Source organism: Methanomassiliicoccales archaeon (assembly GCA_036504055.1).
GTDB lineage: Archaea > Thermoplasmatota > Thermoplasmata > Methanomassiliicoccales > UBA472 > DASXVU01.
This window is the reverse complement of sequence record DASXVU010000003.1, coordinates 42689-67640: the sequence shown is the minus strand read 5'-3', so window position 1 is coordinate 67640 and position 24952 is coordinate 42689. Positions and strand designations below refer to the sequence as shown.

The window sequence follows — 24952 nt, the reverse complement described above, 5'->3', positions numbered from 1 at the left end:
CACCACGCTTTCCGATATCACATCTTCACTATCACAACCCATTCACCCCCGTCTAAGCGGGACTCACCAAAGAATGGCATGCCTGCGGGAGCGCTAAAGCAAGGCTTCCGTGGAGGATATTGCGGCTGGTATTGAGAGTGTAGCGGATTTTCCAGGAAATGAGGTGAATTAATAATGAACATTGATCCCAGCACCACTAAGTACCTGGTGAAGGCGAGGCTCAACGCTGATGGCATCGTTGAAAAGCCGGACGTAGTGGGTGCAATTTTTGGACAGACCGAAGGTCTGCTCGGTGACGAACTTGATCTCAGAGATTTGCAGAAAAGCGGCCGGATCGGAAGGATCGAGGTCGATGTGCACTCGAAGCAGGGCAAATCCGAAGGCGAGATCCTCATCCCGTCAAGCCTGGACCAGGTCGAGACCGTCATATTGGCCTCGGCCCTCGAGACCATTGACCGGGTAGGACCATGCAAGGCCAAGATCACCGTGGAGTCGATCGAGGATGTACGCGTCGTCAAGCGCGCCAAGATCATCGACCGTGCCCGTGAGCTGCTGACCGAACTGATCAAGCAGTCCAAGACCAGCGGCGTGGACCTGACCGAGAGCGTCAGGCAGTCGGTGCAGGTCGAAGAGGTCATCTACTACGGCAAGGAACGTCTGCCCGCCGGACCGAACGTCCCGGACTCTGATGCCATAATCGTAGTGGAAGGGCGCTCCGATGTGCTCAACCTGCTGAAATCTGGCATAAAGAACGCCATCGCTGTCGAGGGTACAAACATCCCGAAGACCATCATGGAGCTGTCCAAGGAGCGCGTCATCACCGCGTTCGTGGACGGGGACCGGGGCGGAGAGCTCATCCTCAGGGAACTGTTCCAGGTGGCCGAGGTGGACTTCGTGGCCCGTGCGCCGCGTGCCCATGAGGTCGAGGAGCTGACCCAGAAGCAGATCATGAAGTGCCTGCGCAACAAGATCCCGGGCGAGCAGTTCATGGAGATGTTCGGGCTTGAGGCGGACGGGACCGAGAAGAAGAACGGCCGGTCCGACAAGGCAGAGAAGCTGGAACGCTTCCAGAAGGAGGACAAGGCGGAGCGCGCCATCGAGGACAAGACGGACGTCGAGGAGAAGCCCTTCGAGAAGCCGGCAGAGGCCCCGGCACCCAGGCAGGAGCGCGAGGAACGCCGTGAGGAGCGCCCCCGGCAGGAGAGGCGCGAGGAACGCCCCCGCCAGGAGCAACGCCGCGAGGCACCCGCACCCAGGCAGGAGCGCGAGGAACGCCGCCCCGAGAGGCGCGAGGAACCGCGCGGCCGTGGCGGAGACCGCTACGAGAGGCGCGAGGAGAGGGCCCCGCCGATGCCGGCAGAGGCAGCACCAGAGATGCCTTCCGAGAGCTCGGAGAAGGCCAAGAAGCTGTCTGCCGCCCAGGAGAAGTACCGCGGCATGATCAACGAGCTGTCGTCCACCTCCAAGGCGAAGATCATGGACCCGCTGGGCGCGGTCCGCAAGGAGGTGCCGGTGAAAGAGCTGGTCAACACCCTCAAGGCCGAGACCGAGCCCATTTCCGCAGTCGTCTTCGACGGTATCGTCACCCAGAGGATACTTGATATAGCGGCGGAACAGAAGATAGGGACACTCGTCGGCACCAAGATGGGCAACATAACCAAGCAGCCCAGCAGCGTCGATGTCTGGACCAAGGAAGATCTGAACTGAACATGACTGCAAAAGTGAACCTTCAGCGGGAACCCGACCTTCGGTCGATCGAGTCCACCTCGGACATCGAGATACCGACAGATCCGCTGATGCGGGTCATCGGCCAGGAAGAGGCCGTGACCCTGGCGCGCATCGCTGCCAAGCAGCGGCGCCATCTTTTATTGGTCGGTCCGCCTGGATGCGGGAAATCGATGATCGCCCAGGCGCTTTCTTTACATTTATCGGCTCCCAAGGAGGAGATCCGCATCGTGCACAACCCGGAGAACCCGGAGCGTCCCACGGTCGAGGTCAAAAGGGAGGATGAGGTCCGTAAGGAACTGGAATCCCTGGGCTCCGCCGAGGGAGAGCTGATCGACCCGATCAACGCGCCCATCAACGTCTCCGAGCGTCTCGGATACCGGTGCAAGAACTGCGGCACCTATTCATCACCGAAGGAGCGCACCTGTCCCAAATGCGCCAAGCCCAAGGGCGGGGATCAGCCGAACCAGGCCAACCCGTTCGGCGACCTGATGACCGGACTGTTCGAACAGATCAACGCCGCCCAGGGACAGACCGCATCGGCTGGCAAGGAGAGGGTCACCACCACCCGGAAACGCTTCGGAAAAGAGGAAGTGGTCGTCTTTGAGCGCTGTGGTGAAATGATCAGGGTGCTCGACCAGAGCGCGCTGGAGAAGCGCCGCGAACTGGAAAAGGTCTCGCCCAGGAAGGTCCTGGTCCCCCTGAACCGCAACCCGTTCGTGCTGGCAACCGGATCATCTGAGACCGAACTATTGGGAGATGTCCGACATGACCCGTATGGCGGGCACCCACAGCTGGGAACGCAGCCCTATGAGAGAGTGGTCCCGGGATCGATACACGAGGCCCATGAAGGCGTCCTTTTCCTGGATGAGCTGCCCCATCTCGGCCACATCCAACGCTTCATTCTCACCGCCATGCAGGAGAAGCGCTTCCCCATCAGCGGCCGCAACCCGCAGAGCGCCGGGGCAAGCGTGAAGGTCAACGACGTTCCATGCGATTTCATATTCGTCGGGGCATGCAACATACAGGACCTGGAACAGGTCCTCTCTCCGCTCCGCTCCAGGATATCCGGTAACGGCTATGAGGTGCTGGTCAACACCACCATGGAGGACAACGATCAGAACCGGGCCCGCTTGGCCCAGTTCATAGCCCAGGAGATCACCGTTGACGGAAGGATCCCGCCGGCAACGACCGCCGCGGTGGTGGGCATCATCAAGGAGGCCAGGCAGCGGGCCAAGCGCATCGATAATCAGAACAACGCATTGACCCTGCGCCTGAGAGAGCTGGGTGGCCTGGTGCGTGGTGCCGGGGACGTCGCAGTGGTCAACGGTGACCCTATGATCGATCTCAAACATATCGACCTGGCGATCAAGCGTTCCCGTTCCGCCGAAGACCAGATCAAGGACCGGTATGGCTCGTACACCAAGGGCCTGGGCACGGACATATCTTCAGCCCAGAAGGAGAAATCCCCCTATTATTTCCAGAACGAGACCGCCGACAAGGACACGATGTTCCATTGATGGGAACGGAGCTCCAAGCTGGATCGAGGTCGGAAGGCATCATAGGTGGAGCTTGAGGGTGTATCCGTCCTCTCCATTCGAATAATAGTTCGGAATGCGGCCGGTCATCATGAAGCCCAACCGCTGGTAGAATCTTATTGCCGGCAGATTGCCTGCACGGACCTCCAGGGAGATCATCCTGACCCCCCTGTTGGCGCCCTCCAGCAAGAAGCGGTTCAGCAGCATCGTGCCGATACCGCGGTTCCGGTGTTCCTTCTTGACCGCCAGCATGAGGACCCGGGACTCCACCTCCGATGACATGATGCCAAAGAGGAAACCTACTATCCGCCCCATGTCCTCCACGACCAGGAACCCATTGGGCCAGTAGACGGAGAGTTCGGAGAAGATGGTGGGGTTGTACCGCTCCTTCAGATTGTTCGAGGCCAGTTCATAGACCGCCCAGAGATCGGAAGGTTTGAAGTACCTTATCAGCACGCCGGCCGATTGCGCTAGCGCCTCTTATTTCTTTTCCAGGCAAACCAGATAAGACCGGCCAGACCGACGCCTCCCGCCGGAACGAGGATCAGATAGTTCGTTTCGTCGACCGGTGCCAGGGGATTGACTATCACGAGCAGCCTCGCTGTCGCCGTGTTCCCGAAACGATCGGTGACCTCCAGGGTGATCTCATGGACCCCCAACTCCAGATAGACCATCTGGTACGAGCCGTTCCATTGGCGTCCGTCCCGACCATCGGTCCAAAAGTAAGAGGCTATGCCTGCATTATCATTGCACTTGGTGGCGTCCAGGAGCAATGGCTGCCCTTCGCTCAAGGTCAGATTGTTCCAGGGAAGACGGATCGAGGGCGGGTCTGGATCGACCGCCCAATCATTCCAAAAGAAATCGGCGAAGAATGCGGCCATCGATGACGATGATATTATCAGCCCTATCTCCCGGTTCTGGAACACGGATGCGTCCACCCAGTTGATGCTGGAAACCAATACCCTGTCGTCGGCGATGACCCCCTTGTTGTGGAGGACACCGAGATCGTGATAGTCCGAAATGAGCCTGGCCTCGAGGTCAATGCCCAGTTCCCTGGCCTGGGTGTTGAGTGCATCCACCGTCATCGAGTTGTTCCGAGTGTCAGAGGTGTCCACAAAGGTCTGGTCGAGCAGCACACGCACCTTCACACCTCTACTGGCCGCGTCTATCAGTTCGTCCATTATCTGATTCTTCCCCACCCAGGCCGGGTCGATGTACAACTGTTCGACCAGAAGTCTGGAGGTAGCGGATGAGATCAGGCCTAGGATGCCCCGGTATGCAGTGTCCGGGGAAACTATCAGGGAAACGTCGCAGGTCACCGGCTCCCTATTTCTTCCGTTTGCGGAAAGCGGATCGACATCGGTCGGGGGAGCGTACCAATCCTTGACCATTGGTGATGCCTCCTTCACATCCCGCCGGTCCAGGGAGGAATCCTCCTGGAACATGTCAATCACATCCCGTGCCAATCCTGGTGATACGACCGTCGCCCCCCAACCGCGGTTGGTGATCAGGCCGCCCGCCCAGTTCTCGGACATCACGGTGACCCGCTCCCGGTCGATGACGAAATACTTGGCGTGCAGGCAATCGTATCTCCGATAGCTTTGATTTGATATCATCAAGCGGACATCGCATCCAGAGGAAACCAAGGTAGCGACGGCGGTCTTGGAGGAGTTGGACAGACCGGTTACCGGCTGACCCTCGATCAGGATCCTCACCTTCACGCCATCGGCCTCGGCGTCGGAGAACATCCTCGTTATCAATGGATCGCCCATCTCGTAGACGCACGCCTCTATGCTTTCCCGAGCATAGCCTATCTCCCGGACCATTCTCATCTGCGCATCCTCGGGGGAGGTAAAGGGCTCAACAGTTCCCTCATATGACGTTATGTCCCGTTCCGACCTCCCCGCGCAGGAACGGAACCAGTCCGAGGCGGTATCCGTGTCGTGGACCGTCATGTCGCGAACGGCCATGTCCCCTTTCGGCAATGGCGTGAAAGGCGATCCCGCCCATCCTGAGGTCGTTGAGGCAGCACCGTAACAGAAGGTGTCGACCAACTCTCCGCCCGGACCGATCAGGCTGACCTGGTCACCCTTATCTGCCAGGGCGAGGGTTCCATGGGTTATGGCGTGTTCTCCACGATAGGCCATGACCATTTCCTCCGGGTAGTAGGTCCTGAATGAGACCGGGTCTGGAGAGAAGCTCAGCCGTTCTCCATGTTTAAGCGGCATCGTCTCGTTCAACTTGATCCACCCCTCACCGTCGTCGATTGTGTAACCGCGTAGGTCCATGGTCCGATTCGAGACATTCTGGATGGTCACAAATTCGAGAGGCGTCGATGGGGCCACCCTGACCAGGAGGAGCATGGGGGTCGGATCCCCGCTGACATCCGTTCCCGCAACCACCGGGAGCACGGGCATCAGCAGAGCAAGAAGGGCAAGGACGGCCACCGGCTGATCCCATCGACGCATGCTAGGGACATGCGACCGTTAGGACCATACATCGATGTGCTACTCTGAACCTGAGAGAACGGTCAGAATAATCAGATGCCGCTGACCAGGTCGGAAAGCGCCTTTCTGACATCGGAGGCCTTCACCACTCCGGATGCCAGGAGCACCCCTTTCGCTCCCAGGTCGATGGCGGCCTTCACGTCCTTGCCGGTCTTGACACCCGCCCCGCAAAGCACCGGGATATTGGCATCGACCCGGTGTACCGCGTTGACGGCATCGGATACGACCTCCGGCCTTGCTGACGTGACCGATATGTCCCCTCCGATCAGCTCCGGCGGTTCCACCGCGATGAAATCGGGCTTGAAAAATGCTACCGCACCGGATGTCTCCGCCGAATCGGCACAGACAACCGATAGCAGACTGTTCGCTCTGCACGCGGAAACCGAGTTCTTCAGGTCGGTGATCTCTAGCCGATGCTCGGAATGGTTCAATAGAGTACCGGCTGCGCCCGCCGACGCGACCATCTCCGGCGTGATCCAACCGGTGTTGGAGCCGGGCTTCCTCGCGTCGACATGCTGTGCCAGTACCGGGATGTTTACCGCCGCGGCTACCCTTGACAGTTCGACTGCCGGAGGACAGACCGCGACGCTGACCCCGGACTCTTCGGCAACCTTCTGGCAGGCCAGAGCGATGGAGACGGCCTTTGTGCCCTCCACCTCTCGGTACACCTTGAAGTTGACGATGATGGCCGGGGTCGCGAGCTTACTCAATGTCTTCCATCCTGTCTTTCAGCTTGCTGAGGACGGCCGGGCGGGTGGTGTATTCCATCTCTTCCGGTCCCAGGATGCCTGGCATGAACGGACCCTGCTGCCTCAGGTAGATGCTGGCCTTGATGGCCTTCTGGCGGGCGGTGTCCCAGCAGCTGCCGGAGAAGAAGTCGACCGGCGTGTGGAACCCGACCGGGCTGCCTGGGTCCTCCATGCCCTGGATCTTTCCGTGGCTGATCTGGAAACCGAGGGCACAGACGCGTGGCGGCCCATCGAAGTAGACCGGGTCCGAATCTGCGACCGAGCAGGGATACCAGGCGCCGATATGAGACCCTCTCATCCAGCCGGCCACCATATACGGGTGCATGTATGGCTGGAGGACCTCTCCGACCGCCGGGAATCCGGACTGGCACCGTACGACGCAGACCGGGTCGTCCTTGCCGACGTACTTGCCGGCGCACAGGTTCAGCTTCTCGGTGCTTACGACCGCTGAGATGCCCATGTCCTTGTTCTTGCTGAAGATCCTCTTGATCGCATATCGGGAGGTATCGCCCAGCAGGCTGAGTATGTCATACGACTCTTCCGGCGCAGACATCATGCATTTCTTCGAGTCCAGAACGTCCTGTATCTCGAACCTGAATCCTTCGTGGGCCTTCGGGTCGATGATGAGTCCGGTGGTCGTGAACGGGTCCATGAAGGTCCTGGTCAATGGCATCGAATAGGCGGACGGCTCGGTCTTGTCGGCCATGAAGAAGACTACCGGTTCCGAACCGCGTTCTATGAACTCCATCTCCGCGGCTCCCGGGCCCATGCCCCGGATGTTGCCGCTGAACGCGTCCTTCAGGATGTCCTGACCGGCGGCGTACATCTTCATCTCCTTGGCCAGCTTGGCGGCTCTTTGGAACGCCTCCCATGCCAGTCCGTGCACGTCGCAATTGTTCTCTCCCTTGTTGTGGGTCATGAACAGGTTAATGTCATCCCCCACCCTAGTGACGTAGAAGTCGTTGATCGTGCCCGCCCGGACACCGTCCTTCAGGACGTCCCCGCAGACCGACATCATCTTCGGGTGAGGCTTCGAGTGCCCGCATACCGATCCGACATCCGCCTTTATCACTGAAACAGTCACTTTGTCCGTCATGTGATTCCCGTACCTAGATTGAGTTTGTGAAATGCAGTGACCCTATTTAAAAATTGATGCCGCATTTGGCGTGCTGGAATGTATTGCATGACCGTTACCAGTTACCATCAAAGGATGTTGCACACGACCGGTGGGCGAAAGGAATAACCCACCGTGGCCTGTTACCTCCAGGCATGGACCTGGTCAAACCGAAGAGAGTGAAGTCCGGGGGCATAGTCCGCCTGGTGGCCCCATCCCTGTCAGCCAGTATATTGGAACCGAGGGTCTGGGACATCGGAATCCGGAGGCTCGAATCGAAGGGGCTGAAGGTCCAGATGGCCAAACATGCCATGGGTTCCCGAGGTCATGCCTCCGGAACGATCCAAGAAAGGTCCATGGACATCATGGACGCATTCCTTGATCCGGAAGTCGACCTGGTGATGTCGGTGATAGGCGGATTCAACTCGAACCAGCTCTTGCCCGAGCTGGACTACAAGGCCATCCGGGAGAGCAGGAAGGCTTTCATCGGCTTCAGCGACGTGACCGCACTGAACATCGCGATCCTGGCCAGGTCCGGGCTGGTCAATTTCCATGGTCCCGCCTTCGTCACATTCTGCCAGCCGGAGATGTCCGCCTACGCAGAGAGGTCGTTCGACCAGGTGCTGTTGGAAGGGTCCAACAATATCCCGGTGGAGGCCTCCGAGAACTGGGCAGAGGACCGCTGGTTCCTTAACGAGAACCTGGGTCCAAGGGAGTGGAAGAATAACCCGGGATGGGATGTGCTTAGAGAAGGCCACGCCAAGGGCAGGGCGGTGGGCGGGAACCTGAGCACGCTCATGCTTCTGGCGGGGACCGAATATTGGCCGGACATGAACGGCGCGATACTGTTCCTGGAGGATGACGGATCGGCGACGCCCGAGATCTTCGATCGGGACCTGACCCATCTGAAACAGATGGGCGTCTTCGACAATATCTACGGTCTGGTCGTCGGACGCTCGCCGAGCGAGGCGGGGTTCGGTCAGAACGACTCGATGGCGATGATAATCGATGATCTGATGGGGGAATGCGACATACCGGTCGTGGCGGGGATCGACATCGGGCACACCGATCCGATGTTCACTATTCCCTTAGGAACAAGATGCGAACTGTCCACTGACAGAAAGAAACTGACCTTCGTCGAGAAGGCGGTGGAATGACCGTCCAGCCGACGAAGTGAAGGTTAAGGTTTCACTCGACGGTGATCGCGGTCACCGGGCAGGCGTCCGCTGCCTTTTGAGCGCAGTCCTTCTTGTCCGCCGGGATCTCGCCGCTGTGGGTGTCTCCCTTCTGGAATGGCGGCTTCACTTCGGAGATCCCGTCCGCCCCTTCCATGAAGACGTCGGGACATTCGTCGTTGTAGCACAATCCGCAACCGGTACACTCGTTCTCGTCAACCTTGACCTTCGGCATGAAGGATATAGAGAGAAGCATCGGACTTTATTGTTTTCGGTCGGATGCAATATGGGTCGATAACCGATCGTATTTCATACCGATGTCTCATTTCACCGTAATTGCCGACACTGGACAGTCTTCCTCGGCCTTCTGGGCGCAGGCCTTCATACTGTCCGGGATCTCGCCCTGATATAGCGTTTCCTTCCGGAACGCGACCCTCAGCTGAGAACTGCCATCAGCGCCTTCCTCGAATACATCCGGGCAGTTGTCGTTGAAGCACAGTCCGCAGGAGATGCAGGTTTCGTGGTTTACCGTTACTTTAGGCATTGGAGGTAGCCATGTAGAGCCCATTGTTTATTATTCTTCGCCTAACTGCCCATCCTCGGCATCCCACGAAAGGAGCCAGCAGTCACTCACGATCGTCCCGGTCTGCCAACACTATTAATAAATCCCTGCCATATTCCGAGCTGGGTGCGAGCCATGGAACCGATTATGCCCACGAAGAACTCGAAGAACATCTCCAGCGAAGACTTTGACAAAGTGGTCGTCGTGGAGGGATGGGTCCAAGAAGTAAGGAACTTAGGAGGTATCTCGTTCCTCATATTGCGGGACAGGTACGGTATCGTCCAGATCACCGCTCCTAAAAAGAAGATCGTCCCCGAGCTGATGGACAAGCTTTCCTCGGTGCCGCGAGAATCCGTGGTCCGGATCGCCGGCCTGGTGAAGCAGAGCGCCCAGGCGAAGGCGGGGTTCGAGATCATCCCTTCGGAGATGGACATCCTCAGCACCTCTCAATCGCCGCTCCCGATGGGCGTGGTGGACAAGGTCAGCGTGGAACCGGAGACCCGATTCGACAACCGTTTCATGGACCTCAGGAAGCCGGAGACCAGGGCGGTCTTCGAGATCAAGTCGCTGACGCTGCGCCTGATCGATGAGTACCTCGAGAAGGAGAACTTCGTCGAGACGTTCACCCCCAAGATCGTGGCGTCCGGAGCCGAGGGCGGGGCGACGCTGTTCGAGATCAACTACTTCGGAAAGAAGGCCTACCTGGCGCAGTCTCCGCAGCTGTATAAGCAGATGCTCATGGCGACCGGGCTGGACCGGGTATTCGAGATCGGACAGGCGTTCCGGGCGGAACCGTCCGACACCGTCCGACATGTATCCGAGTTCATCTCATTCGATGCCGAGATGGCCCATATTGCCTCACAACGGGACGTGATGGCTATGCTGGAGGCATGCACGCAATATGTCATCAAGGGGGTCATGGAGAGGGGAAAGGAACACCTGGAGAAGCTGAACACCTCGGTAACCCTGCCGAGGGCACCGTACCCGATGATAACCTACGCCGACGCCATCGATATGGTCTGCGCCGGAGGTTTCAACGTATGCCACGGTGATGACCTGGGCACCGAAGGGGAGAAGGTTCTCGGAGACCTCATGATGGAAAAGGGCTATGAGATGTACTGGATCTATGAATATCCGGAAGAGGCCAAGCCTTTCTACATCATGGAGAAGGATGGCACCCCTTACTCCTACTCGTTCGACCTGGACTATAAGGGGCAGGAGATGGCCTCGGGGGGGCAGAGGGAGCACCGGCATGACAAGCTGACGGCGCGCATGGTGAAGAAAGGGCTTAACCCGGAGGCTTTCGATTTCTACCGGAGTTCTTTCGCCTATGGCATGCCACCGCACGGCGGCTGGGGCTTCGGCGTCGAACGGTTCGTGGTCAAGATGCTTAACCAGCAAAACATACGTGAGGCGATCCTCTTCCCCCGTGACCGCAACCGCCTGGTGCCGTGAGCGGAAGGGTGACAGATGGAATTGGGGAAGTGCGTCCTGAAGCGCATCGGCCGGATGACCCCGCTGCAGAAGGTAGCAGTGATGCTGGTCATCGGCCTGGTGCTCTACGGCTCGCTTATCGCCGTTAACGAGACGGTGATCAAGCACGACCCCAACGTGCCGATCAACGACGACATCAACTTCTACCGCAACCGCACGTCCGCGATCCTCAATGGCCAGATCCCTTACAAGGATTTCTCCATGGAGTCGCCGCCGATCATCGATTACATCATGGTCCCAGCTCAGCTGGTGGGCGGGGAGTCGTACCAATACGCGCTGTATTTTTCGCTCTGGAGCATCTTCACCGGTATCTCGTTCTATGTTTTCCTGCGCCGCTATGACGAACAAGCGGCGTTCATCGCCGGAATGGCCTTCATGTTCTTGCCCTATCCGTTGATCGACTCACCGTTCGGCGTGCAGGACGAGGCGATAACCACCCTGGTCTTCCTGCTTCCTTTGTTCATCTTCGTCCTGGGTCGTCTTAAAACGTCGGTGCTGGTGGAAACGATCGGTATATGGACGAAGTTCTTCAACGGTATCATCTACATGGTGTTCCTGATCAAGGCGCCGACCAGGAAGGATGCCTGGAAGATGTTCGGGATCACAGCGTTGATCATGGCCGCGGTCATCGTGCCTTTCTTGATCATCGCACCGGACAAGTTCCTCAGCTTCCCGTCATACTATCTCCTTCAGGACAAGAATGCACAGACCGGCGGCATGAGCGCATGGCACTTCTGGGACCTGGGCGGATATACGCTGCCTGGGACGATCGGGGTCATCATGACTTTGGTAACGATCGCCGGCGCCAGCTACTATGTCTACAGAAAGAGGGACACGACCACCTTTTGGGAAGGCTGCTTCATCGTCATGATGGTGTTCTTCCTGTTCTACCCGAAGATCCACCTGGGCTACTACCTGATGATCGTCGCGTTGCTGCTGGCGTGGGGAGCGACCAACAGGAAGATCCTTGTCAGGTGCTTCCTGTCATATCTCCCGCTGGGGCTGACGGTCCTCTTCGCCGAGCACGCCTCCAGTCGTCCGACGATAGATTTTCCCGGCTCCTGGTTCATCGGGTTCCTGTTGGTCATGATCGGCAACATCTTCCTCATCGACACCTTCATCAAGGCACGCAAAGAGCGTGTGTTCTTCGAACGTAAAGGACCAGTATTGCCAATTTCAGACAAATAATTATTAACTACAAAATACATTTCCGGTCTGGGATGCATTTGGAGTCGACCGAAGGCGTAATGGATGAATTTTCCGGCTACGACCGTAGTCCAGTGGAAGACCATCCGGAAGATTCGCCCCCAGTGGATGACCTTGACATGGTAGAGTTCTTCGTGGGCGGTGAACCGGTGCCACAGGGTTCCACCAAATCGTTCTACATCAAGAAGCTGAACCGCGTGGTGACCACACACGGCAACAAGAACACCAACCGCTGGAGGGAACGCATAGCCCACGAGGCGCAATGCGCGGATGAATCACGATCTTGCACGTTCTTCTCCGATGACCGGCGACAGGGTTATGACGTTCAGCTGCACTTCGTTTTCACTAAGCCGAAGAGCACTCCCAAGAAATACAAGCTGAACACCAAACGCCCCGATCTGGATAAACTGATAAGGGCCGTCCTGGACGGAATAACCGACGTGCTGATACCGGATGATGCGTTGGTGGTCTCGATCACCGCCAGCAAATGTTACGGTGATGGCAACCAACCGCCAGGCCTGAACATCAAGGTCACCAGGCTCCAATAGACCATTTGTTATTTGATTTTGGTAGGTATATGTCCAAAATCGGACATGAAGATGAGCCCAGACAGATAAGGGACCGGCGTTGGATCGGCACTCATAGGGCTCATCATATCCTTTCGGATCAGCTGACCCTCTTCTCTTCATCTCCAAGCTTGCTCTGCCGGAGTCCCCTATGTCCGATGTCATGACTGGCTTTTGCTTAAAGGTTTGGTCATGTCAACGGAGAAGGATGGGGTGGAGATAACCGTCGGGACGTTATGATTTCGTTGCATCTATGTAGCGAACGGGACAGAGCAAGAACGATTTGCCGATCGGACGACATTAGGGTTATTTCTCATCCGGCGATAAGTGTTCCTTACCGCGCTAGAAGGCTTTGCCACTATGCGGTGATAAAGAATATCGGTGAGATTGAAATGAAGAAGAAGTCTCTAAACGTGATGAAGAGCAAGTTCGTGGGACTCCCCTACTCGCTGACGGTGGCGCACCAGATCGAATCCAATGGCTATGGGTTTGTGGTGTCCGTCGAGACCGGGACCATCCGCGACGTGTTCGAGCCTGGAGCGTAAGGGAATAGGAAGTGGTTGTAATGAAGCTGCCGATACGAAGACGACGTGGGGAAGTTTCCTTTGAAGGCCGGGCAGCAAGCGTGGCTCTTGGTAGACGGCAATTCTGAAGACATCTGTCCGATCCTGTCTCTTTCTAGACCATTCAAGGCCCGGTCCCATCGCCCACATCCAGTAAATATTGGGTACCTCGATACATCGTAATAATCTAGAGGAGCCCGCGTGAACATGGAAGCTGTGAACATCATCTTTGGGATAATGTTCGTCTCCATCGGCCTTATTCTGATGGGCATATCGATCCCTCTCAAGAACGGGAAGGTGGCCATGAACCATGTCTATGGTGTCAGGCTCAGGAAGAGCTACACCTCAGAAAAGAACTGGTATCTGTTGAACCAGTACGGCGGAGAACAACTTCTCATCTGGTCATCGGTATTGGCCATTATCGGCGCCGCGACATTCTTCGTCCAGTTCAACAGCAACGAGCTGTTGTTCGGTCTGTTCGCGTTCATGCCTTTGATTGTGCTTATCATACCTGTGCTCCTGATCCTCCACTACTCCAGAACCCTTGACGACAACTGATCGGAACGTTTGGTTGATCGGGTGAGCATAGGACAAGAACCGATCGTTGAAATAGGGATCAAAGGGTTTTTGAGGGTTTGGTCGGCCGGATAATGATCCCTAAGAGGGATGGAAACGATCACCGGTTCCGCTCGCTCCGTGCGAACAAATACGTCCCTGCGACAAAGAGTCCGAGAGAAATGATCACGGTGACGGTCAGATCTATCCATGGGCTGTAAAGGACGACTTGGTTGTATGTCGGGCTCCCCCAGTAGAAGACACCTCTCATGAGGTCCACCACATATGTGGCGGGCATCAGATGGACCAGGACGTCGATCACCCCGGTCGAGCTCGCCACCGGTATGAGCGCCCCGGATAGGAACAACTGGGGGAACATGAACATCATTACGGCCTGACCGGCTGTCTTCGGGCTCGAACTGAAGATGCCGCTTACCAGGACGCCGAATGCGCTACCCAGCAGGAAAACCACCGGGATGACCAGTAGTATGAGCCCAACACCGTCCAGACTGATGTTTATCCCTATGGCTATTCCTATAAGGATGGTGGCCGCGACCGCCACCATACTGATGATGCTGCTGCCCACCATCTTGCCGATGATGATCGAGTATCTCGAAACCGGTGAGACGAAGATCTCCTGTGTGAACCCGGTCTCTCTTTCCTCCACGAGGCCGGTCACAGTATTTGCCGAGAACATGATGGCCAGACCGGCCACCATTCCCAGAAGAACGAACTGCATGAAGTCGTAACCTAGCCCTGCTCCCATGTTCTGTCCGATGGCGCTTCCAAGCATGCCAAGGAACACGGCCGGGAAGAAAATGCTCATGAAAATATTGCTCTTCCAGTCCCTGAAGAAACGCGTTATGTCCCGGGCACATATCGCAGCTACGGCATTGAACTCGTTCGAGAGCGACATCAGAACACCTCCGCGTCATCTCCATCGTGGCTGACCAGATCGATGTAGGCCTCTTCGAGCGAAGGGGTGTGCATCCGCATCAACGACAATGGGACCTTGATCTGCGAGAGTATCGCCTGCGGGGTGCCGTCGGTGAACCGGACCTTCAGACTACCGTCCTCGGCGATTTCTGTTTCGAAACGTTCCAGGCAAGCCCTGAGAGACTGTCTGTCCTCGGCGTCCAGTATGACATATCTGTCGACCATCAGGTCCTTCATCGCCTCCGGTGTCCCGTTGAAGAGCACCTTGCCGTGATTCACGATGCATACCCTATCGGCCCCTTCGGCCTCCTCAATGTAGTGGGTGGTCAGGAAGATCGTCATGTTCTCGTCCTTATGCACCGTCCGGAGATAGTTCCACAGAGATCTCCGGCTGACGGCGTCGAGCCCCTGCGAAGGCTCGTCAAGGAATAGCACCTTCGGCTTGTGCATCAGGCTGCGGATTATCTCCAGCTTCCGCTTCATGCCTCCAGAGTAGGTCTTGACCTGGTCGAAGATGTCCTGGTCAAGTCCCAGGACCTTGGCGAGCTCCAATACCCTATCTTGGTATTCCTTGGACATCAGGCGGAAGCTCGGCCGGTACCCATAGACACCATATAGGCTCACATGGAAGCGGATGTTCTCCTCGGCGGTCAGGTTGGCATCCAGGCTTGGATTCTGGAAGACGATCCCGATGTTCTTCCGGATCTCTTTCTGTTGCTTGTCCATGTCATAACCGGCAATGCGCACCACTCCGCTCGTTTTCGTGAGGGTGGTGGTCAGGATGGAGATGGTCGTTGTCTTTCCCGCTCCGTTCGGCCCAAGGAACGCGAAGAACTCCCCCTGGGCCACGTCGAAGCTAACCCCGTCCACCGCTGCCTTTTCGGAATTACGGTAACGCTTGCCCAGGTTCTCGACGTGGATCACTGGCTGTGTTCCCTTGCGGTCTTTGCCCATTGTCTTATCATTAACATCATTAATCTGATTTAACATCATTAAATTGACTTAAGGATGTTCAATTTTATATACCTTTCGACCCATTGTCTTATGATGAGAGAACGATCGAATCCCAAGGCCCCGCACCTAGAACCGGAGGCCGTGGTGAGGGCGGGCCTGGAGATACTCGACGAGGAGGGACTGGAACGCGTTACCTTGCGCCAGATCGCTTCCAGGCTCGGAGTCCAGGCACCGGCGTTATATTGGCATTTCAGGGACAAATCGGACATCATCGATGACATGGCGCAGGCCATCCTGAAGGACTGCGGCTTTGAGGACCTTACCGCCCCACCAGACAAAGACGCCTGGGCAGAATGGTTGGCCGTTACAGCACACTCCTTGCGCCAGGCGATGCTATCGCATCGGGAAGGGGCCCGCATCGTGGCCGGTGCGACTTTCCGCTCGAAGGCCATGGTGAGGCTCAAGACCATATCCACACAGGTTCTGAACGATGCAGGATTTGACCTCCTACATGCCAGCCTGGCATCCGAGACGGTCATCAATTACGTCTGGGGATATGTGATCGAAGAACAAAGCCAGCCACCCGAACCGGGATCCGGTCTTGAGCAGGAGGAAATCATCGAATCGAAATCCGAGCAGTTCCCAGAGTGGAAGATGATAGGGGAGGTCATAGATCAACGGAAAAAGATGACCGCAGAAGAGCTGTTCGATTGGGGACTCTATGTGATCATAGAAGGGCTCCGGATATCATTGAACAGGTCCGGCTTCTCCACCAACCGGTGAATTCCACTTCTTTTGTAAGGATGAGATCGGTAAGATGCGATAGCAAGTTTGATGCCCCCGCGGTAGTGTAATATTACCGATCAACATGCCAAGCGCGATGGTCATCCTGACAACGGACATCGGCAAGGAGAACGAGGTGGCGGAGGCCATCAGCATGATACCTGGCGTGGAGTCCTCCCATGTGGTCTACGGTGTCTATGACATCGTGGCCAAGGTCTCCGCCAAAACGAATGAGGAGTTCGACACGATGATCATGAGCCGGATACGGCAGGTCCCATATGTGCGCTCGTCCCTTACCCTTATCATCAGCCGGGAATACAAAAGAACATGACCGAATGAGACATACGGGAAATCAAAGTTAGAGCAGGTGAATGAGTGGACAAGTTCTCGGAGGACCTTGAGTCCTTGATCGCACGTCTCGTGAAGGACGCGGAGCCGAACGTGGCGGAGAGCATGACAAAGCTCGAGGAACGGTTGGTCGAGCTACGGGAAAAGAACCTGCTCAAGATAAACCACTCCGTGCTGGAACTCATCGTGGCCAAGTTCCTCGTCTCCGACGGATTCGACGTGGACCTGGAACATGTTCTGGACTCGGGGCTGAGCTGCGATGTCTATGCGGTCAAGGGGGAAGGGACCCTGATCGTCGAAGTGGAGACCGGTTTCGTCCCACCGGCGCATGCCCTCGACCCCATGGACTATATCAGGGCCAGGATCGCGAGCAAGATCGCCCGTTATAGCAACCACTGCCACAAGTTCAGCCTGGCAGCCCCGCCGCATTACATCATGCCCGTCCCACGGTTCTTCGTCAGGCCCCCCCGCACGCGTTCCGATGAGGAACTGACATGGATAAAGCGTTATTGCGACATGTACTACACCAGACCGCCGGTCTCCATGGACGAGATACTGAACTCCCGCATCCATAGCGTTCAGATCATCGACGTGGACACCGCCACAGTCAGGGAGATCGATCCGGTCAGCTACATAGACCGGTGCGAGAAGTGGTACGCTTAGTCAATTTGATTAGGCAGGACCATCTAAACGAAACCTACCTTCGAGCAATCGAGGGGCAGATGCTCGACCAGACCTTCGATCGCTCGTCTAGTGGCCTCCCTCGGCTCGTCCTCGTTCTGATAGCCCATCGACACAGACATCGACCCTCGGAACGTGGAGACGACGAAACAGGTAGAGGGCATGAGCGAGCCAGGATAGCAAACGTAGGCATCCCGGAGTCCATCGACCGCCGGGAGCGAGAACCATCCGGGGTTCGAGATGAAGACGTTGGATATACCTTCGTTCTGTTTGTTTGCCATCGCCTCGACCATGCGGTGGACGGCATTGCCCTCTGGATCGCAGAATCGGTCGAACGCGACCTGCTCCTTGATCCCCACCATGCCCATCTTCAGGCGCCTCGTCTCCCTGACGACCTTGGACAATATAGCCTCCGTCCTGTCCCCTGGCTCCCTTCGGATGCTGAAAGAGACATTGGCCGCCTGATTGCTCATGATCCTTTGGCAATCGGTCAGGTGCTGCCTGAGGTTGACCGGGAAAGAAATGGTCTGAGGTCCCTGGTTACCGGTCATGTCGCTCATCGAGAGGAAGTAGGCGGACAATAGCATGTCATTGATCGTGCCTCCACAGGCGTTCGTCGCCTCTTTGATGAGTTGAACCTCACCAGGAGGTATCACCGCTCTATGATACAGTGACGGTTCTCGGGAACGTCCGCAGATCGATGGCCACATGGAAGTGTTCATTTCAGCCGCATCCTTGGATGAGTCGCACATGTCGAGGAGACCTGCTGTCCATAGAGTGTCTCTGACTGGAAGGCCGGTGGAGCATCTGGGAACCGAGGAGGGATCGAGATATGCCTGCAGAAGCATGTTCGCCAGCACCATCAGGCCGAACCCGTCAGCAGCCGCGTGGGCAAGGTTGATGACGATCACGTCCCGGTCGGGGGTGCGAAGAAGGCGGATCTTGGACTGCGCATTTCCGTATGGGTCGATCGCCAAGGGAACATGACAGCGATAATCCCGCTCCTCGATGAAATTCACTGAGAATATCTCGTCACTGTCTTGCCTTTGTTGGAGGTCCCAATATGCTGGACCGCGCCCACGGACCAGCTTCGAGCCCAGGATAGGGAAGACGTCGTTGCATTGAGAGGATGCCTTGAACAGCCTTCCCATGTCCAAACGGCGATCGAACTCCATCACAGCGATCATGGTGGCATCGCCCATCAAACGGACCGAATCGGTGAAGAGGTCGAGCGAGGAGGCCGGCTGGCGCTGCATGCCGCGATGAACCTGATTCCATTTATTAATTGAATGCGCAACGATTCCATTTTACGAGAATGGTCTCCAAGATGCCGAAAATGGGCAAACCGGATTGTTAATGAACACTAGCCTCCTGGATTGACTCAGTGCTCCCCATTTCGGTCATGTAGATGTCATAAAATCAACTTTGAAATATGAGCGTGACCTTAGTTGGCAATATCCATGGAAGAATCGGCCCTGGTATTCCTGGCGTCCGTCGCCGTCATCACGGTCTCCGGAGCATTCATGCCCGGTCCGTTGTTCGCGGCCACCATTGCCAAGAGCTACAATGACCCGAGGGCGGGGATCAAGGTGACCGCAGGGCATGCCGCTATCGAGGTGCCGCTGATCGTCGCGATCTTCCTGGGGTTCGACCTCGTCCTGAAGGACCAGACCGTATTCGCATACATCGCGCTGATCGGGGGCGCCATCCTGATGTACATGGGAGTGTCCGAGTTCAGGGCCAGGAAGGCCATCGTACAGGAGAGGGATGACGGCCAGGGCTCTTTCACGACCGGCATGGTCACCACCATCACTAATCCTTACTGGGTCTTCTGGTGGGCAACGGTCGGCGCCACGCTCGTCACGACAGCCATCGGTTATGGGCTCATCATCCTCCCTATGTTCATCATCACCCATCTGGCCGTCGACCTCGGATGGAACCATTTCGTGGCCACGACGGTCTTCCGATCCAAGGGACTATGGAATCGTAGATGGCATGAATACCTCATCATGGCCGCTGCGATCATCATGATCTTCTTTGCTATGTATTTCCTGTACAGCTCGATAACCACACTGATAAAGTTCTGAGCAAGCATATCGGCACCATATACCCGATCGAACGTAAATAAAATATAGAGATATGCCATATAAAATTCTTGACTGCCATGAGCAGACAAGCCAGGATGATGGGAAATTCATCATGGCCAGAATATATGTCGGCTATCGAGTTGGTATCCAGTTGTATTCCTTATGCAACTACACATCAATGCCGAATGCATCCCCGAACTCCTGAACTTTGGCGAACTCCATCAAATATTTCCTACCTTTCTGGGTAATAACAAAATAGACAGTTTCACCGTCGGACCTCTTTTCGATCAGCCCCAAGGCAGTTATTTTGGTCAGATGATTCAGTAGCCGTTCGTGGGACAGATTGGCTTTATGAAGAAGATAGGAAACCTTTGCCTGTTCGCTCTCCTGGATCGCTCTTAGGATATCAGCATAGATCCGGCACCTGGATCGATATTGGGACGATCCCTCGATCATTATGATACCTTCAATCGAATCAAGGCGACCAGAAATGCGATGAATCCTATCAGTTCAAAGAAATACTGCAAACCGTAGTAATTATAATTCAAGTAAGTGCCTTGAAAAATGGAGAATAACGGCACCCCATATCCGTAGCCAACAAATAGGAATATGAATCCGATTATCACCAATAACGTATTCTTCGTCCTTTTGGCTCGATAATAGGCGAATAGTGATATGACGATCATTATGATCAATAAACTGGCTACGCCTCCAAAGATGTAATCGATTAGATATGGCTGGTACCAGCTGCTGTTTCCGTAAGGCAGATTATAGCTGGAGACCACCTCGTATACTATTAATCCAAGTTGGCCCAGAAATATGATACCCCCTACGATCCATAAGTTCCGCGAGATCCTTATCGATTGGGTCTTTCTTTCGTTGATATACACATATGCCAACAGAGCGAAGGGCAATACTGAAGACAATGAAAAGATGAAGGAGACATATCTCAATATACTGTATGACCAGGGTGATATGTCAAATGAAAAGCTGCCGTATGTAGCCAGAAAAACATTGATGGTCGGCGGAATAGAAAGGAGCAAAAATGCAGCACTGAGGAATAGAAGTCTCCAATTTCGGAACTTCAGATAACTTCTCAAAGAGACCAAAGTGATGCAGATCCCGACCGGGGCGATCAGAATGCTGGAAGCCAGAAGTATCTCCTCGATGCCTGAAGTCAATGCTCCAACCTCCCACTTCTTTTCTTCACTATGAACAGAACAATAACCAACGCAAACATCGCCATTGCCGCGATAATCGGGATGATCGTCTGTTGGTCCAGACCAGGGTCACCAGGTGTTGGTGTCCCTTTGATTCCGAGGAAATATTCCAATTGCCCACCTGGCAAACTCAACGAGTAGAGAAAGAACACTGTTCCATCTTGACCAATAACGACACCTTCGCCAGTCTGACCTGATTGGGATTGATCAATGAGTGAGGGAGGGTGCAGCCCATCTTTTTCCCACAAGATGGTGCCACTGTCGTTCAGCGCCATCAGATGATCTGAGGCCACATATATGATCCCGTCTGCGCTTACAGCCATAGGTCCGGATTCCGAGTGGATCGTCCATCTGGGCTGACCTTCGGGATTCATGGACATTATCCCAGTGGTTGGGGAGCCGCCTTGCACAGTACCCTTAATGATTTTTGTATAGCTGAAGTAAATGTTGTCATGAATGTCCATCACAGGAGGAGTGATCGTATAATTAGCGGGTTCATAGGCCCAATCCATCGTGCCATTGGGATAATATTTAAACAAATGATCCGCAGAGTAATCTGCGGAATTTGCCAACAGATAGATATTATCGTGGTTGTCGAGGGATATTGATTTGAAGCTCCCATTCTGGACCACACCTGACACACTCCATAATATATTCCCGTTAGGATCTATTGAAAAGAAGTGTCCATCAGCTGAAACCACATAAGATGTGGAATTACTGCTGACCGCAATCATATTTACTAATCCATTGATAGGAACCTCCCAGGCTAACGAACCATTGGAATATAGTGCGGTTACCGAGCTAACGCCCGAACTGATCGCAGTAAAGACAAGCAATCCATTGGGACAAACGGCCAATTGATTGTATTGAGAAAGGCTCCCTCCCGATGAAGCGTAATCCCATCTCTTAGAGCCGTCCTCTGGGTTCAATGCCAATATCCGGTTATCGACGTTTATCTGATAATTTCCCGTTACTGGATCCGGTGGTGTCTGTTGAGCTAGGTTGCAAATGCAATAGATATAGCCATCGGCCCCAACAACGAGGCTAGGACCTACCTCACCGTATCCTGCGGTCGCCGTGGAAAACCACTTCAAAGTCCCCCACGGATTGATGGCAACGAGACCTCTCTTTGATGGCGACTCATAGTCCTGTTTTTGTGCATAGATCGTTCCATCTGGACCGATGCAGAACCCGGAAAGATCAAAAAATGTCTTTCCGATATATGGCAGGATGTCCATTGAAAGGATCCACTGCGTCCGGTTCCCCACGTTCGTTGTATTGTATTGACTTAGACCATTATTTTGGGGGTTTCCTCCTGCCATCGATAGTCCTTGGTTTGAATTAATGTAACTTCCCTGAACGCTTCCAAAGATGGGCATAGCCATCATCATCCCCACAATAATGATGGCCGCCCATGACCTCATTGCTACTACTTCCCCACTGACCTTCATAGTGGACATAAACATGATAGTGATTAATTCGGTTTGTGGACGATAGTTCTATTTCAGATGGGTTGCGGAACGTTAGCGACGCATTTCATCAATACCGCCGCTCCATCATCGACCGGTAATGATTTTATCAAGGAACGTTTGTCGATGGCCATGGACGACAAGATGGAGAGATTGCTGCAAAAGTATTACGAGAAGGACTATTACGATTACCGTGAAGATTTGGTCGCCGACCTAGGAGACCTGGATGAGGATGCGATGGAGATAGCGCTTGAAGCCCGGGTCAGTAAGATGTTTCCTTTGATAGATTCGATAGGGCATCAGTTGGACCTGACATATCCAGACCTATCCGTCGAAGAGATCGTTCTGGCGATCAAGTACCTGATCGATGGGGAGATGGGCGGCTCGGTCATCATATACGAAGATGAAGTGCTGGAGTTTCCAAAGTTCACAAAAGAAGCAGAGCAGGTCGGTGACAAGATCAACTCCTGGATCGAGGCGTTCATGAACAAGAAGCATATGAACTTCGAGATCGTGGAGATCGTTTACGTCTTTGACGAACTCATACGCGGCTTCCGCGGCAGCGAGCAGGAAGACCAGTTCATCCTTATCCCGGAAGAGGAAGACGACGAGGAGTAGCAACGATCACGGAATATGCCGAACATGGCATATCTCCGATCACCTTTATCATTCACATACCAGCAAGAAATAGTCAATATTTTTTGAAAATCGACATAAAATTCTTAGGTATGAAAGCCCCATGCCTCGTGGGGAAGGAAATTGGACAGGGGCAGAGATTTGATAATCGATAATAGGATGAACAGAGGAGACCTCGGCACCGCCCCGATCTACATCATCGGTGGTATCGTCTTCGTCATTGGCCTGTTCATAATATTCGGAACTACATCGCACGATATTGGATTGATCGCAACAGGGATGGGACTGGTACTGATCGGCATCAACGACAAGCCCGAAGTGAACTTTCATCTGGTTAAGTATACCGGCCCCCCAGGCCTATTCCTCATCGTGTGGGGGGGTCCTATTATTTATTATTCAATGACTTTTAAAATTATCGGGCCACGGATAATCTCGTCTGGAATCCCCTAATCCCCTCTCCCGATCTCCATCATGCGTTCGAGCGGTTTCCTCGCCTTTTCGATCACGTCCGCCGGCAGCTCGATGGTCGGCTGCAGGGTCTCCAGACATTTGATGACCATCTGCCTTGTGATCATCTTCATGGTCGGGCAGATCGCCCCTTCAATGGAATAGAACCTCTTATCCGGGTTCTCCTTTTGCAACCGATAGGTCATCGTGCCCTCGGTGGCGATAATGAACTCTTGGGCGTCGGATGATTTGGCAAACTTCAATATGCCTTCAGTGGATGCCACCTTATCCGCCATGTCGATGACCTCTGGACGGCACTCGGGGTGGACCAAGACCAATGCCTTGGGGTGTGATTTCTTGAGCAGGGTTATGGCCTCTGGCGATATCAGGTCGTGGGTAGGGCAGAAGCCGGGCCAGACTATTATCTCCTTTTCCCGGAAGAACCTCTGAACGTAATAGCCCAGATTGCAGTCTGGAACGAAGAGGATCTGCCTGGCATCGAGATTGCCGACCACCTTCACCGCATTGGACGATGTGCAGCACACGTCGGTTTCCGCCTTGCAGGCTGCGGAAGTGTTGACGTAAGCGACGACCGCCGCCTCCGGGTATTTCATGCGAACCTCGTGCAACGATTCGGCGTCACACATGGCCGCCATAGGACACATGGCCTGAGGCTCAGGCAATATCACGGTCCTGGATGGGTTCAGGACCTTGGCCGACTCGGCCATGAAGTCGACGCCGCAGAAAATGATGACATCGGCCGTGGTCTTGGTCGCCTGAACCGAAAGGCCTAGAGAATCGCCCACGAAATCCGCTATCTCCTGGATCTCAGGAGGCTGATAGTTGTGCGCCAGGATGACGGCGTTCTTCTCCTTCTTCAGCTCCTGGATTCTTTCCCAGTCCTGCATTGGAATTGCGATGCTGAAGGCGGTATTAAAAACTTGGCGGCCAACCCCGGACGCTGCAGGGCTGGCCCGGTCGTTCCCGACCTGTTTGAGGACTGATGTTTACCCAGATCACTTCTGGGCGACCTTTTCGAACTGTTCCGCGACGAAGTCCCAGTTGACGTTGTTCCAGAATGCCTCTACGTACTTTGGCCTCAGGTTCTTGTAGTCCACGTAATAGGCGTGCTCCCATACGTCCAGGACCATGAGGATCTTGTATCCTGGAATGACGTTGATGTTGTGCTTCTCGACCTGCATTATCACCGGCCTCTGAGTCATCCGGCAGAACGCCAGTGCGGCCCATCCTGACCCTTCGGTGCTGGTGGCAACTGCGCTGAACTCCTTCTTGAACCGTTCGAAGGAACCGAACTCGGCTACAAGCGCGTCTCCAAGCTTTCCACCTGGCTGTCCGCCCCCTTGACTGGTCGGGGCCAGGTTCATCCAGAACATCTTATGCAGATGATGGCCTCCTACATTGAAGGAAAACTCCTTCTCGATCGCCTTCATGTCCAGGTCAACATTGTCCTTCCTGGCGGCCGCAAGCTTGTCTAGGATCGCATTGGCACCATTGACATAGGCGGCGTGGTGTTTGTCGTGATGCAGCATCAGCTGTTCCTCGGACAGGAACGGCGCAAGGTCCTTGTAGCCGTACTTCAGCGGCGGCAGTTCGTATTTCTTTCCGACTTCCATGTC

27 protein-coding genes are annotated in these 24952 nt (G+C 55.1%); 14 read left to right on the top strand and 13 right to left on the bottom strand.

The features are described 5' to 3' along the window. The first annotated feature begins 174 nt into the window (after positions 1–174). Positions 175–1707: a DNA primase DnaG gene (gene dnaG / locus VGK23_00685; GenBank protein ID HEY3419054.1), complete on the top strand. Its 1533-nt coding sequence runs from the start codon at positions 175–177 to the stop codon at positions 1705–1707. Between the two features lie 2 nt (positions 1708–1709). Further along, positions 1710–3245: an ATP-binding protein gene (locus VGK23_00680; GenBank protein ID HEY3419053.1), complete on the top strand. Its 1536-nt coding sequence runs from the start codon at positions 1710–1712 to the stop codon at positions 3243–3245. A 39-nt stretch (positions 3246–3284) separates the two neighbouring features. Here the strand turns inward: VGK23_00680 and VGK23_00675 are convergent, their stop codons facing one another. From VGK23_00675 to VGK23_00660, 4 genes are all read right to left on the bottom strand, one after another. Further along, the gene (locus VGK23_00675) at positions 3285–3719 is read right to left on the bottom strand and encodes a GNAT family N-acetyltransferase (protein ID HEY3419052.1); all 435 of its coding nucleotides are present in this window, start codon (positions 3717–3719) and stop codon (positions 3285–3287) included. 14 nt (positions 3720–3733) lie between these two features. Beyond that, on the bottom strand, positions 3734–5731 hold the full coding sequence (locus VGK23_00670; protein ID HEY3419051.1) for a phospholipase D-like domain-containing protein: 1998 nt from the start codon (positions 5729–5731) through the stop codon (positions 3734–3736). 71 nt (positions 5732–5802) lie between these two features. Continuing rightward, positions 5803–6480, bottom strand: coding sequence for a triose-phosphate isomerase (gene tpiA / locus VGK23_00665; protein ID HEY3419050.1), 678 nt, complete (start codon positions 6478–6480; stop codon positions 5803–5805). Next, the gene (locus tag VGK23_00660) at positions 6473–7615 is read right to left on the bottom strand and encodes a fructose-1,6-bisphosphatase (protein ID HEY3419049.1); all 1143 of its coding nucleotides are present in this window, start codon (positions 7613–7615) and stop codon (positions 6473–6475) included. The genes tpiA and VGK23_00660 overlap by 8 nt, the downstream gene beginning before the upstream one ends. A gap of 173 nt (positions 7616–7788) precedes the next feature. On the opposite strand from VGK23_00660, the gene VGK23_00655 reads away from it, so the two are divergent. After that, on the top strand, positions 7789–8790 hold the full coding sequence (locus tag VGK23_00655) for a S66 peptidase family protein (protein HEY3419048.1): 1002 nt from the start codon (positions 7789–7791) through the stop codon (positions 8788–8790). Between the two features lie 31 nt (positions 8791–8821). On the opposite strand, the gene VGK23_00650 is transcribed toward VGK23_00655, so the two are convergent. Together VGK23_00650 and VGK23_00645 are read right to left on the bottom strand one after the other, a co-directional pair. After that, the gene (locus VGK23_00650) at positions 8822–9043 is read right to left on the bottom strand and encodes a ferredoxin (GenBank protein ID HEY3419047.1); all 222 of its coding nucleotides are present in this window, start codon (positions 9041–9043) and stop codon (positions 8822–8824) included. A gap of 87 nt (positions 9044–9130) precedes the next feature. Further along, positions 9131–9352: a ferredoxin gene (locus VGK23_00645; protein HEY3419046.1), complete on the bottom strand. Its 222-nt coding sequence runs from the start codon at positions 9350–9352 to the stop codon at positions 9131–9133. Between the two features lie 153 nt (positions 9353–9505). On the opposite strand from VGK23_00645, the gene aspS reads away from it, so the two are divergent. From aspS to VGK23_00620, 5 genes are all read left to right on the top strand, one after another. Further along, positions 9506–10825 (top strand): aspartate--tRNA(Asn) ligase, encoded by a 1320-nt coding sequence (aspS, locus tag VGK23_00640; protein ID HEY3419045.1) that lies wholly within the window; start codon positions 9506–9508, stop codon positions 10823–10825. Between the two features lie 15 nt (positions 10826–10840). Continuing rightward, positions 10841–12052: a hypothetical protein gene (locus tag VGK23_00635; GenBank protein HEY3419044.1), complete on the top strand. Its 1212-nt coding sequence runs from the start codon at positions 10841–10843 to the stop codon at positions 12050–12052. A gap of 32 nt (positions 12053–12084) precedes the next feature. Beyond that, positions 12085–12618 (top strand): RusA family crossover junction endodeoxyribonuclease, encoded by a 534-nt coding sequence (locus VGK23_00630; GenBank protein HEY3419043.1) that lies wholly within the window; start codon positions 12085–12087, stop codon positions 12616–12618. Positions 12619–13028: 410 nt separating this feature from the next. Next, complete coding sequence (locus VGK23_00625) at positions 13029–13181, top strand: hypothetical protein (protein ID HEY3419042.1); 153 nt, start codon at positions 13029–13031, stop codon at positions 13179–13181. A 225-nt stretch (positions 13182–13406) separates the two neighbouring features. After that, positions 13407–13757 (top strand): SdpI family protein, encoded by a 351-nt coding sequence (locus tag VGK23_00620; protein HEY3419041.1) that lies wholly within the window; start codon positions 13407–13409, stop codon positions 13755–13757. A 118-nt stretch (positions 13758–13875) separates the two neighbouring features. Here the strand turns inward: VGK23_00620 and VGK23_00615 are convergent, their stop codons facing one another. Continuing rightward, positions 13876–14670 (bottom strand): ABC transporter permease, encoded by a 795-nt coding sequence (locus tag VGK23_00615; GenBank protein ID HEY3419040.1) that lies wholly within the window; start codon positions 14668–14670, stop codon positions 13876–13878. Continuing rightward, on the bottom strand, positions 14670–15644 hold the full coding sequence (locus VGK23_00610; GenBank protein ID HEY3419039.1) for an ABC transporter ATP-binding protein: 975 nt from the start codon (positions 15642–15644) through the stop codon (positions 14670–14672). The genes VGK23_00615 and VGK23_00610 overlap by 1 nt, the downstream gene beginning before the upstream one ends. Positions 15645–15737: 93 nt before the next feature. Between VGK23_00610 and VGK23_00605 the strand changes: the two genes are divergently transcribed. The 3 genes from VGK23_00605 to VGK23_00595 all read left to right on the top strand — a co-directional run bounded on the left by VGK23_00605 (position 15738) and on the right by VGK23_00595 (position 17438). Further along, positions 15738–16427: a TetR/AcrR family transcriptional regulator C-terminal domain-containing protein gene (locus tag VGK23_00605; protein HEY3419038.1), complete on the top strand. Its 690-nt coding sequence runs from the start codon at positions 15738–15740 to the stop codon at positions 16425–16427. A gap of 97 nt (positions 16428–16524) precedes the next feature. Beyond that, positions 16525–16758 (top strand): Lrp/AsnC ligand binding domain-containing protein, encoded by a 234-nt coding sequence (locus tag VGK23_00600; protein ID HEY3419037.1) that lies wholly within the window; start codon positions 16525–16527, stop codon positions 16756–16758. A 44-nt stretch (positions 16759–16802) separates the two neighbouring features. After that, positions 16803–17438 (top strand): hypothetical protein, encoded by a 636-nt coding sequence (locus VGK23_00595; GenBank protein ID HEY3419036.1) that lies wholly within the window; start codon positions 16803–16805, stop codon positions 17436–17438. Positions 17439–17461: 23 nt separating this feature from the next. Here VGK23_00595 and VGK23_00590 read toward each other — a convergent pair whose 3' ends face one another. Continuing rightward, positions 17462–18712, bottom strand: a complete 1251-nt coding sequence (locus VGK23_00590) for a hypothetical protein (GenBank protein HEY3419035.1) — start codon at positions 18710–18712, stop codon at positions 17462–17464. Positions 18713–18916: 204 nt separating this feature from the next. Here VGK23_00590 and VGK23_00585 point away from each other — a divergent pair, with 204 nt between their 5' ends. Then, positions 18917–19543 (top strand): LysE family transporter, encoded by a 627-nt coding sequence (locus VGK23_00585; GenBank protein ID HEY3419034.1) that lies wholly within the window; start codon positions 18917–18919, stop codon positions 19541–19543. A gap of 168 nt (positions 19544–19711) precedes the next feature. Here the strand turns inward: VGK23_00585 and VGK23_00580 are convergent, their stop codons facing one another. Together VGK23_00580 and VGK23_00575 are read right to left on the bottom strand one after the other, a co-directional pair. Next, positions 19712–19999, bottom strand: a complete 288-nt coding sequence (locus tag VGK23_00580; protein HEY3419033.1) for a winged helix-turn-helix domain-containing protein — start codon at positions 19997–19999, stop codon at positions 19712–19714. A gap of 721 nt (positions 20000–20720) precedes the next feature. Next, positions 20721–22214, bottom strand: a complete 1494-nt coding sequence (locus tag VGK23_00575; GenBank protein ID HEY3419032.1) for a PQQ-binding-like beta-propeller repeat protein — start codon at positions 22212–22214, stop codon at positions 20721–20723. Positions 22215–22364: 150 nt separating this feature from the next. Here VGK23_00575 and VGK23_00570 point away from each other — a divergent pair, with 150 nt between their 5' ends. Continuing rightward, complete coding sequence (locus tag VGK23_00570) at positions 22365–22850, top strand: hypothetical protein (GenBank protein ID HEY3419031.1); 486 nt, start codon at positions 22365–22367, stop codon at positions 22848–22850. A gap of 141 nt (positions 22851–22991) precedes the next feature. Further along, positions 22992–23318: a hypothetical protein gene (locus tag VGK23_00565; protein ID HEY3419030.1), complete on the top strand. Its 327-nt coding sequence runs from the start codon at positions 22992–22994 to the stop codon at positions 23316–23318. On the opposite strand, the gene nadA is transcribed toward VGK23_00565, so the two are convergent. Together nadA and VGK23_00555 are read right to left on the bottom strand one after the other, a co-directional pair. Continuing rightward, positions 23315–24223, bottom strand: coding sequence for a quinolinate synthase NadA (nadA, locus tag VGK23_00560; protein HEY3419029.1), 909 nt, complete (start codon positions 24221–24223; stop codon positions 23315–23317). The two genes, VGK23_00565 and nadA, sit on opposite strands and share 4 nt — an antisense overlap. A 108-nt stretch (positions 24224–24331) precedes the next feature. Continuing rightward, positions 24332–24949 (bottom strand): superoxide dismutase, encoded by a 618-nt coding sequence (locus VGK23_00555; protein ID HEY3419028.1) that lies wholly within the window; start codon positions 24947–24949, stop codon positions 24332–24334. Positions 24950–24952 lie beyond the last annotated feature (3 nt).

Bases quoted from the DNA above. Each gene is read 5' to 3' on its own strand.
- VGK23_00555 (HEY3419028.1), bottom strand. From the start codon at position 24,949: ATGGAAGTCGGAAAGAAATACGAACTGCCGCCGCTGAAGTACGGCTAC.
- VGK23_00570 (HEY3419031.1), top strand. From the start codon at position 22,365: ATGGACGACAAGATGGAGAGATTGCTGCAAAAGTATTACGAGAAGGAC.
- VGK23_00660 (HEY3419049.1), bottom strand. From the start codon at position 7,615: ATGACGGACAAAGTGACTGTTTCAGTGATAAAGGCGGATGTCGGATCG.
- VGK23_00650 (HEY3419047.1), bottom strand. From the start codon at position 9,043: ATGCCGAAGGTCAAGGTTGACGAGAACGAGTGTACCGGTTGCGGATTG.
- VGK23_00630 (HEY3419043.1), top strand. From the start codon at position 12,085: ATGCATTTGGAGTCGACCGAAGGCGTAATGGATGAATTTTCCGGCTAC.
- VGK23_00585 (HEY3419034.1), top strand. From the start codon at position 18,917: ATGGAAGAATCGGCCCTGGTATTCCTGGCGTCCGTCGCCGTCATCACG.
- VGK23_00670 (HEY3419051.1), bottom strand. From the start codon at position 5,731: ATGCGTCGATGGGATCAGCCGGTGGCCGTCCTTGCCCTTCTTGCTCTG.
- VGK23_00655 (HEY3419048.1), top strand. From the start codon at position 7,789: ATGGACCTGGTCAAACCGAAGAGAGTGAAGTCCGGGGGCATAGTCCGC.
- nadA (HEY3419029.1), bottom strand. From the start codon at position 24,223: ATGCAGGACTGGGAAAGAATCCAGGAGCTGAAGAAGGAGAAGAACGCC.
- aspS (HEY3419045.1), top strand. From the start codon at position 9,506: ATGGAACCGATTATGCCCACGAAGAACTCGAAGAACATCTCCAGCGAA.
- VGK23_00625 (HEY3419042.1), top strand. From the start codon at position 13,029: ATGAAGAAGAAGTCTCTAAACGTGATGAAGAGCAAGTTCGTGGGACTC.
- VGK23_00620 (HEY3419041.1), top strand. From the start codon at position 13,407: ATGGAAGCTGTGAACATCATCTTTGGGATAATGTTCGTCTCCATCGGC.
- VGK23_00600 (HEY3419037.1), top strand. From the start codon at position 16,525: ATGGTCATCCTGACAACGGACATCGGCAAGGAGAACGAGGTGGCGGAG.
- VGK23_00645 (HEY3419046.1), bottom strand. From the start codon at position 9,352: ATGCCTAAAGTAACGGTAAACCACGAAACCTGCATCTCCTGCGGACTG.
- VGK23_00610 (HEY3419039.1), bottom strand. From the start codon at position 15,644: ATGGGCAAAGACCGCAAGGGAACACAGCCAGTGATCCACGTCGAGAAC.
- dnaG (HEY3419054.1), top strand. From the start codon at position 175: ATGAACATTGATCCCAGCACCACTAAGTACCTGGTGAAGGCGAGGCTC.
- VGK23_00605 (HEY3419038.1), top strand. From the start codon at position 15,738: ATGAGAGAACGATCGAATCCCAAGGCCCCGCACCTAGAACCGGAGGCC.
- VGK23_00590 (HEY3419035.1), bottom strand. From the start codon at position 18,712: ATGCAGCGCCAGCCGGCCTCCTCGCTCGACCTCTTCACCGATTCGGTC.
- VGK23_00575 (HEY3419032.1), bottom strand. From the start codon at position 22,214: ATGAAGGTCAGTGGGGAAGTAGTAGCAATGAGGTCATGGGCGGCCATC.
- VGK23_00615 (HEY3419040.1), bottom strand. From the start codon at position 14,670: ATGTCGCTCTCGAACGAGTTCAATGCCGTAGCTGCGATATGTGCCCGG.
- VGK23_00680 (HEY3419053.1), top strand. From the start codon at position 1,710: ATGACTGCAAAAGTGAACCTTCAGCGGGAACCCGACCTTCGGTCGATC.
- VGK23_00635 (HEY3419044.1), top strand. From the start codon at position 10,841: ATGGAATTGGGGAAGTGCGTCCTGAAGCGCATCGGCCGGATGACCCCG.
- VGK23_00580 (HEY3419033.1), bottom strand. From the start codon at position 19,999: ATGATCGAGGGATCGTCCCAATATCGATCCAGGTGCCGGATCTATGCT.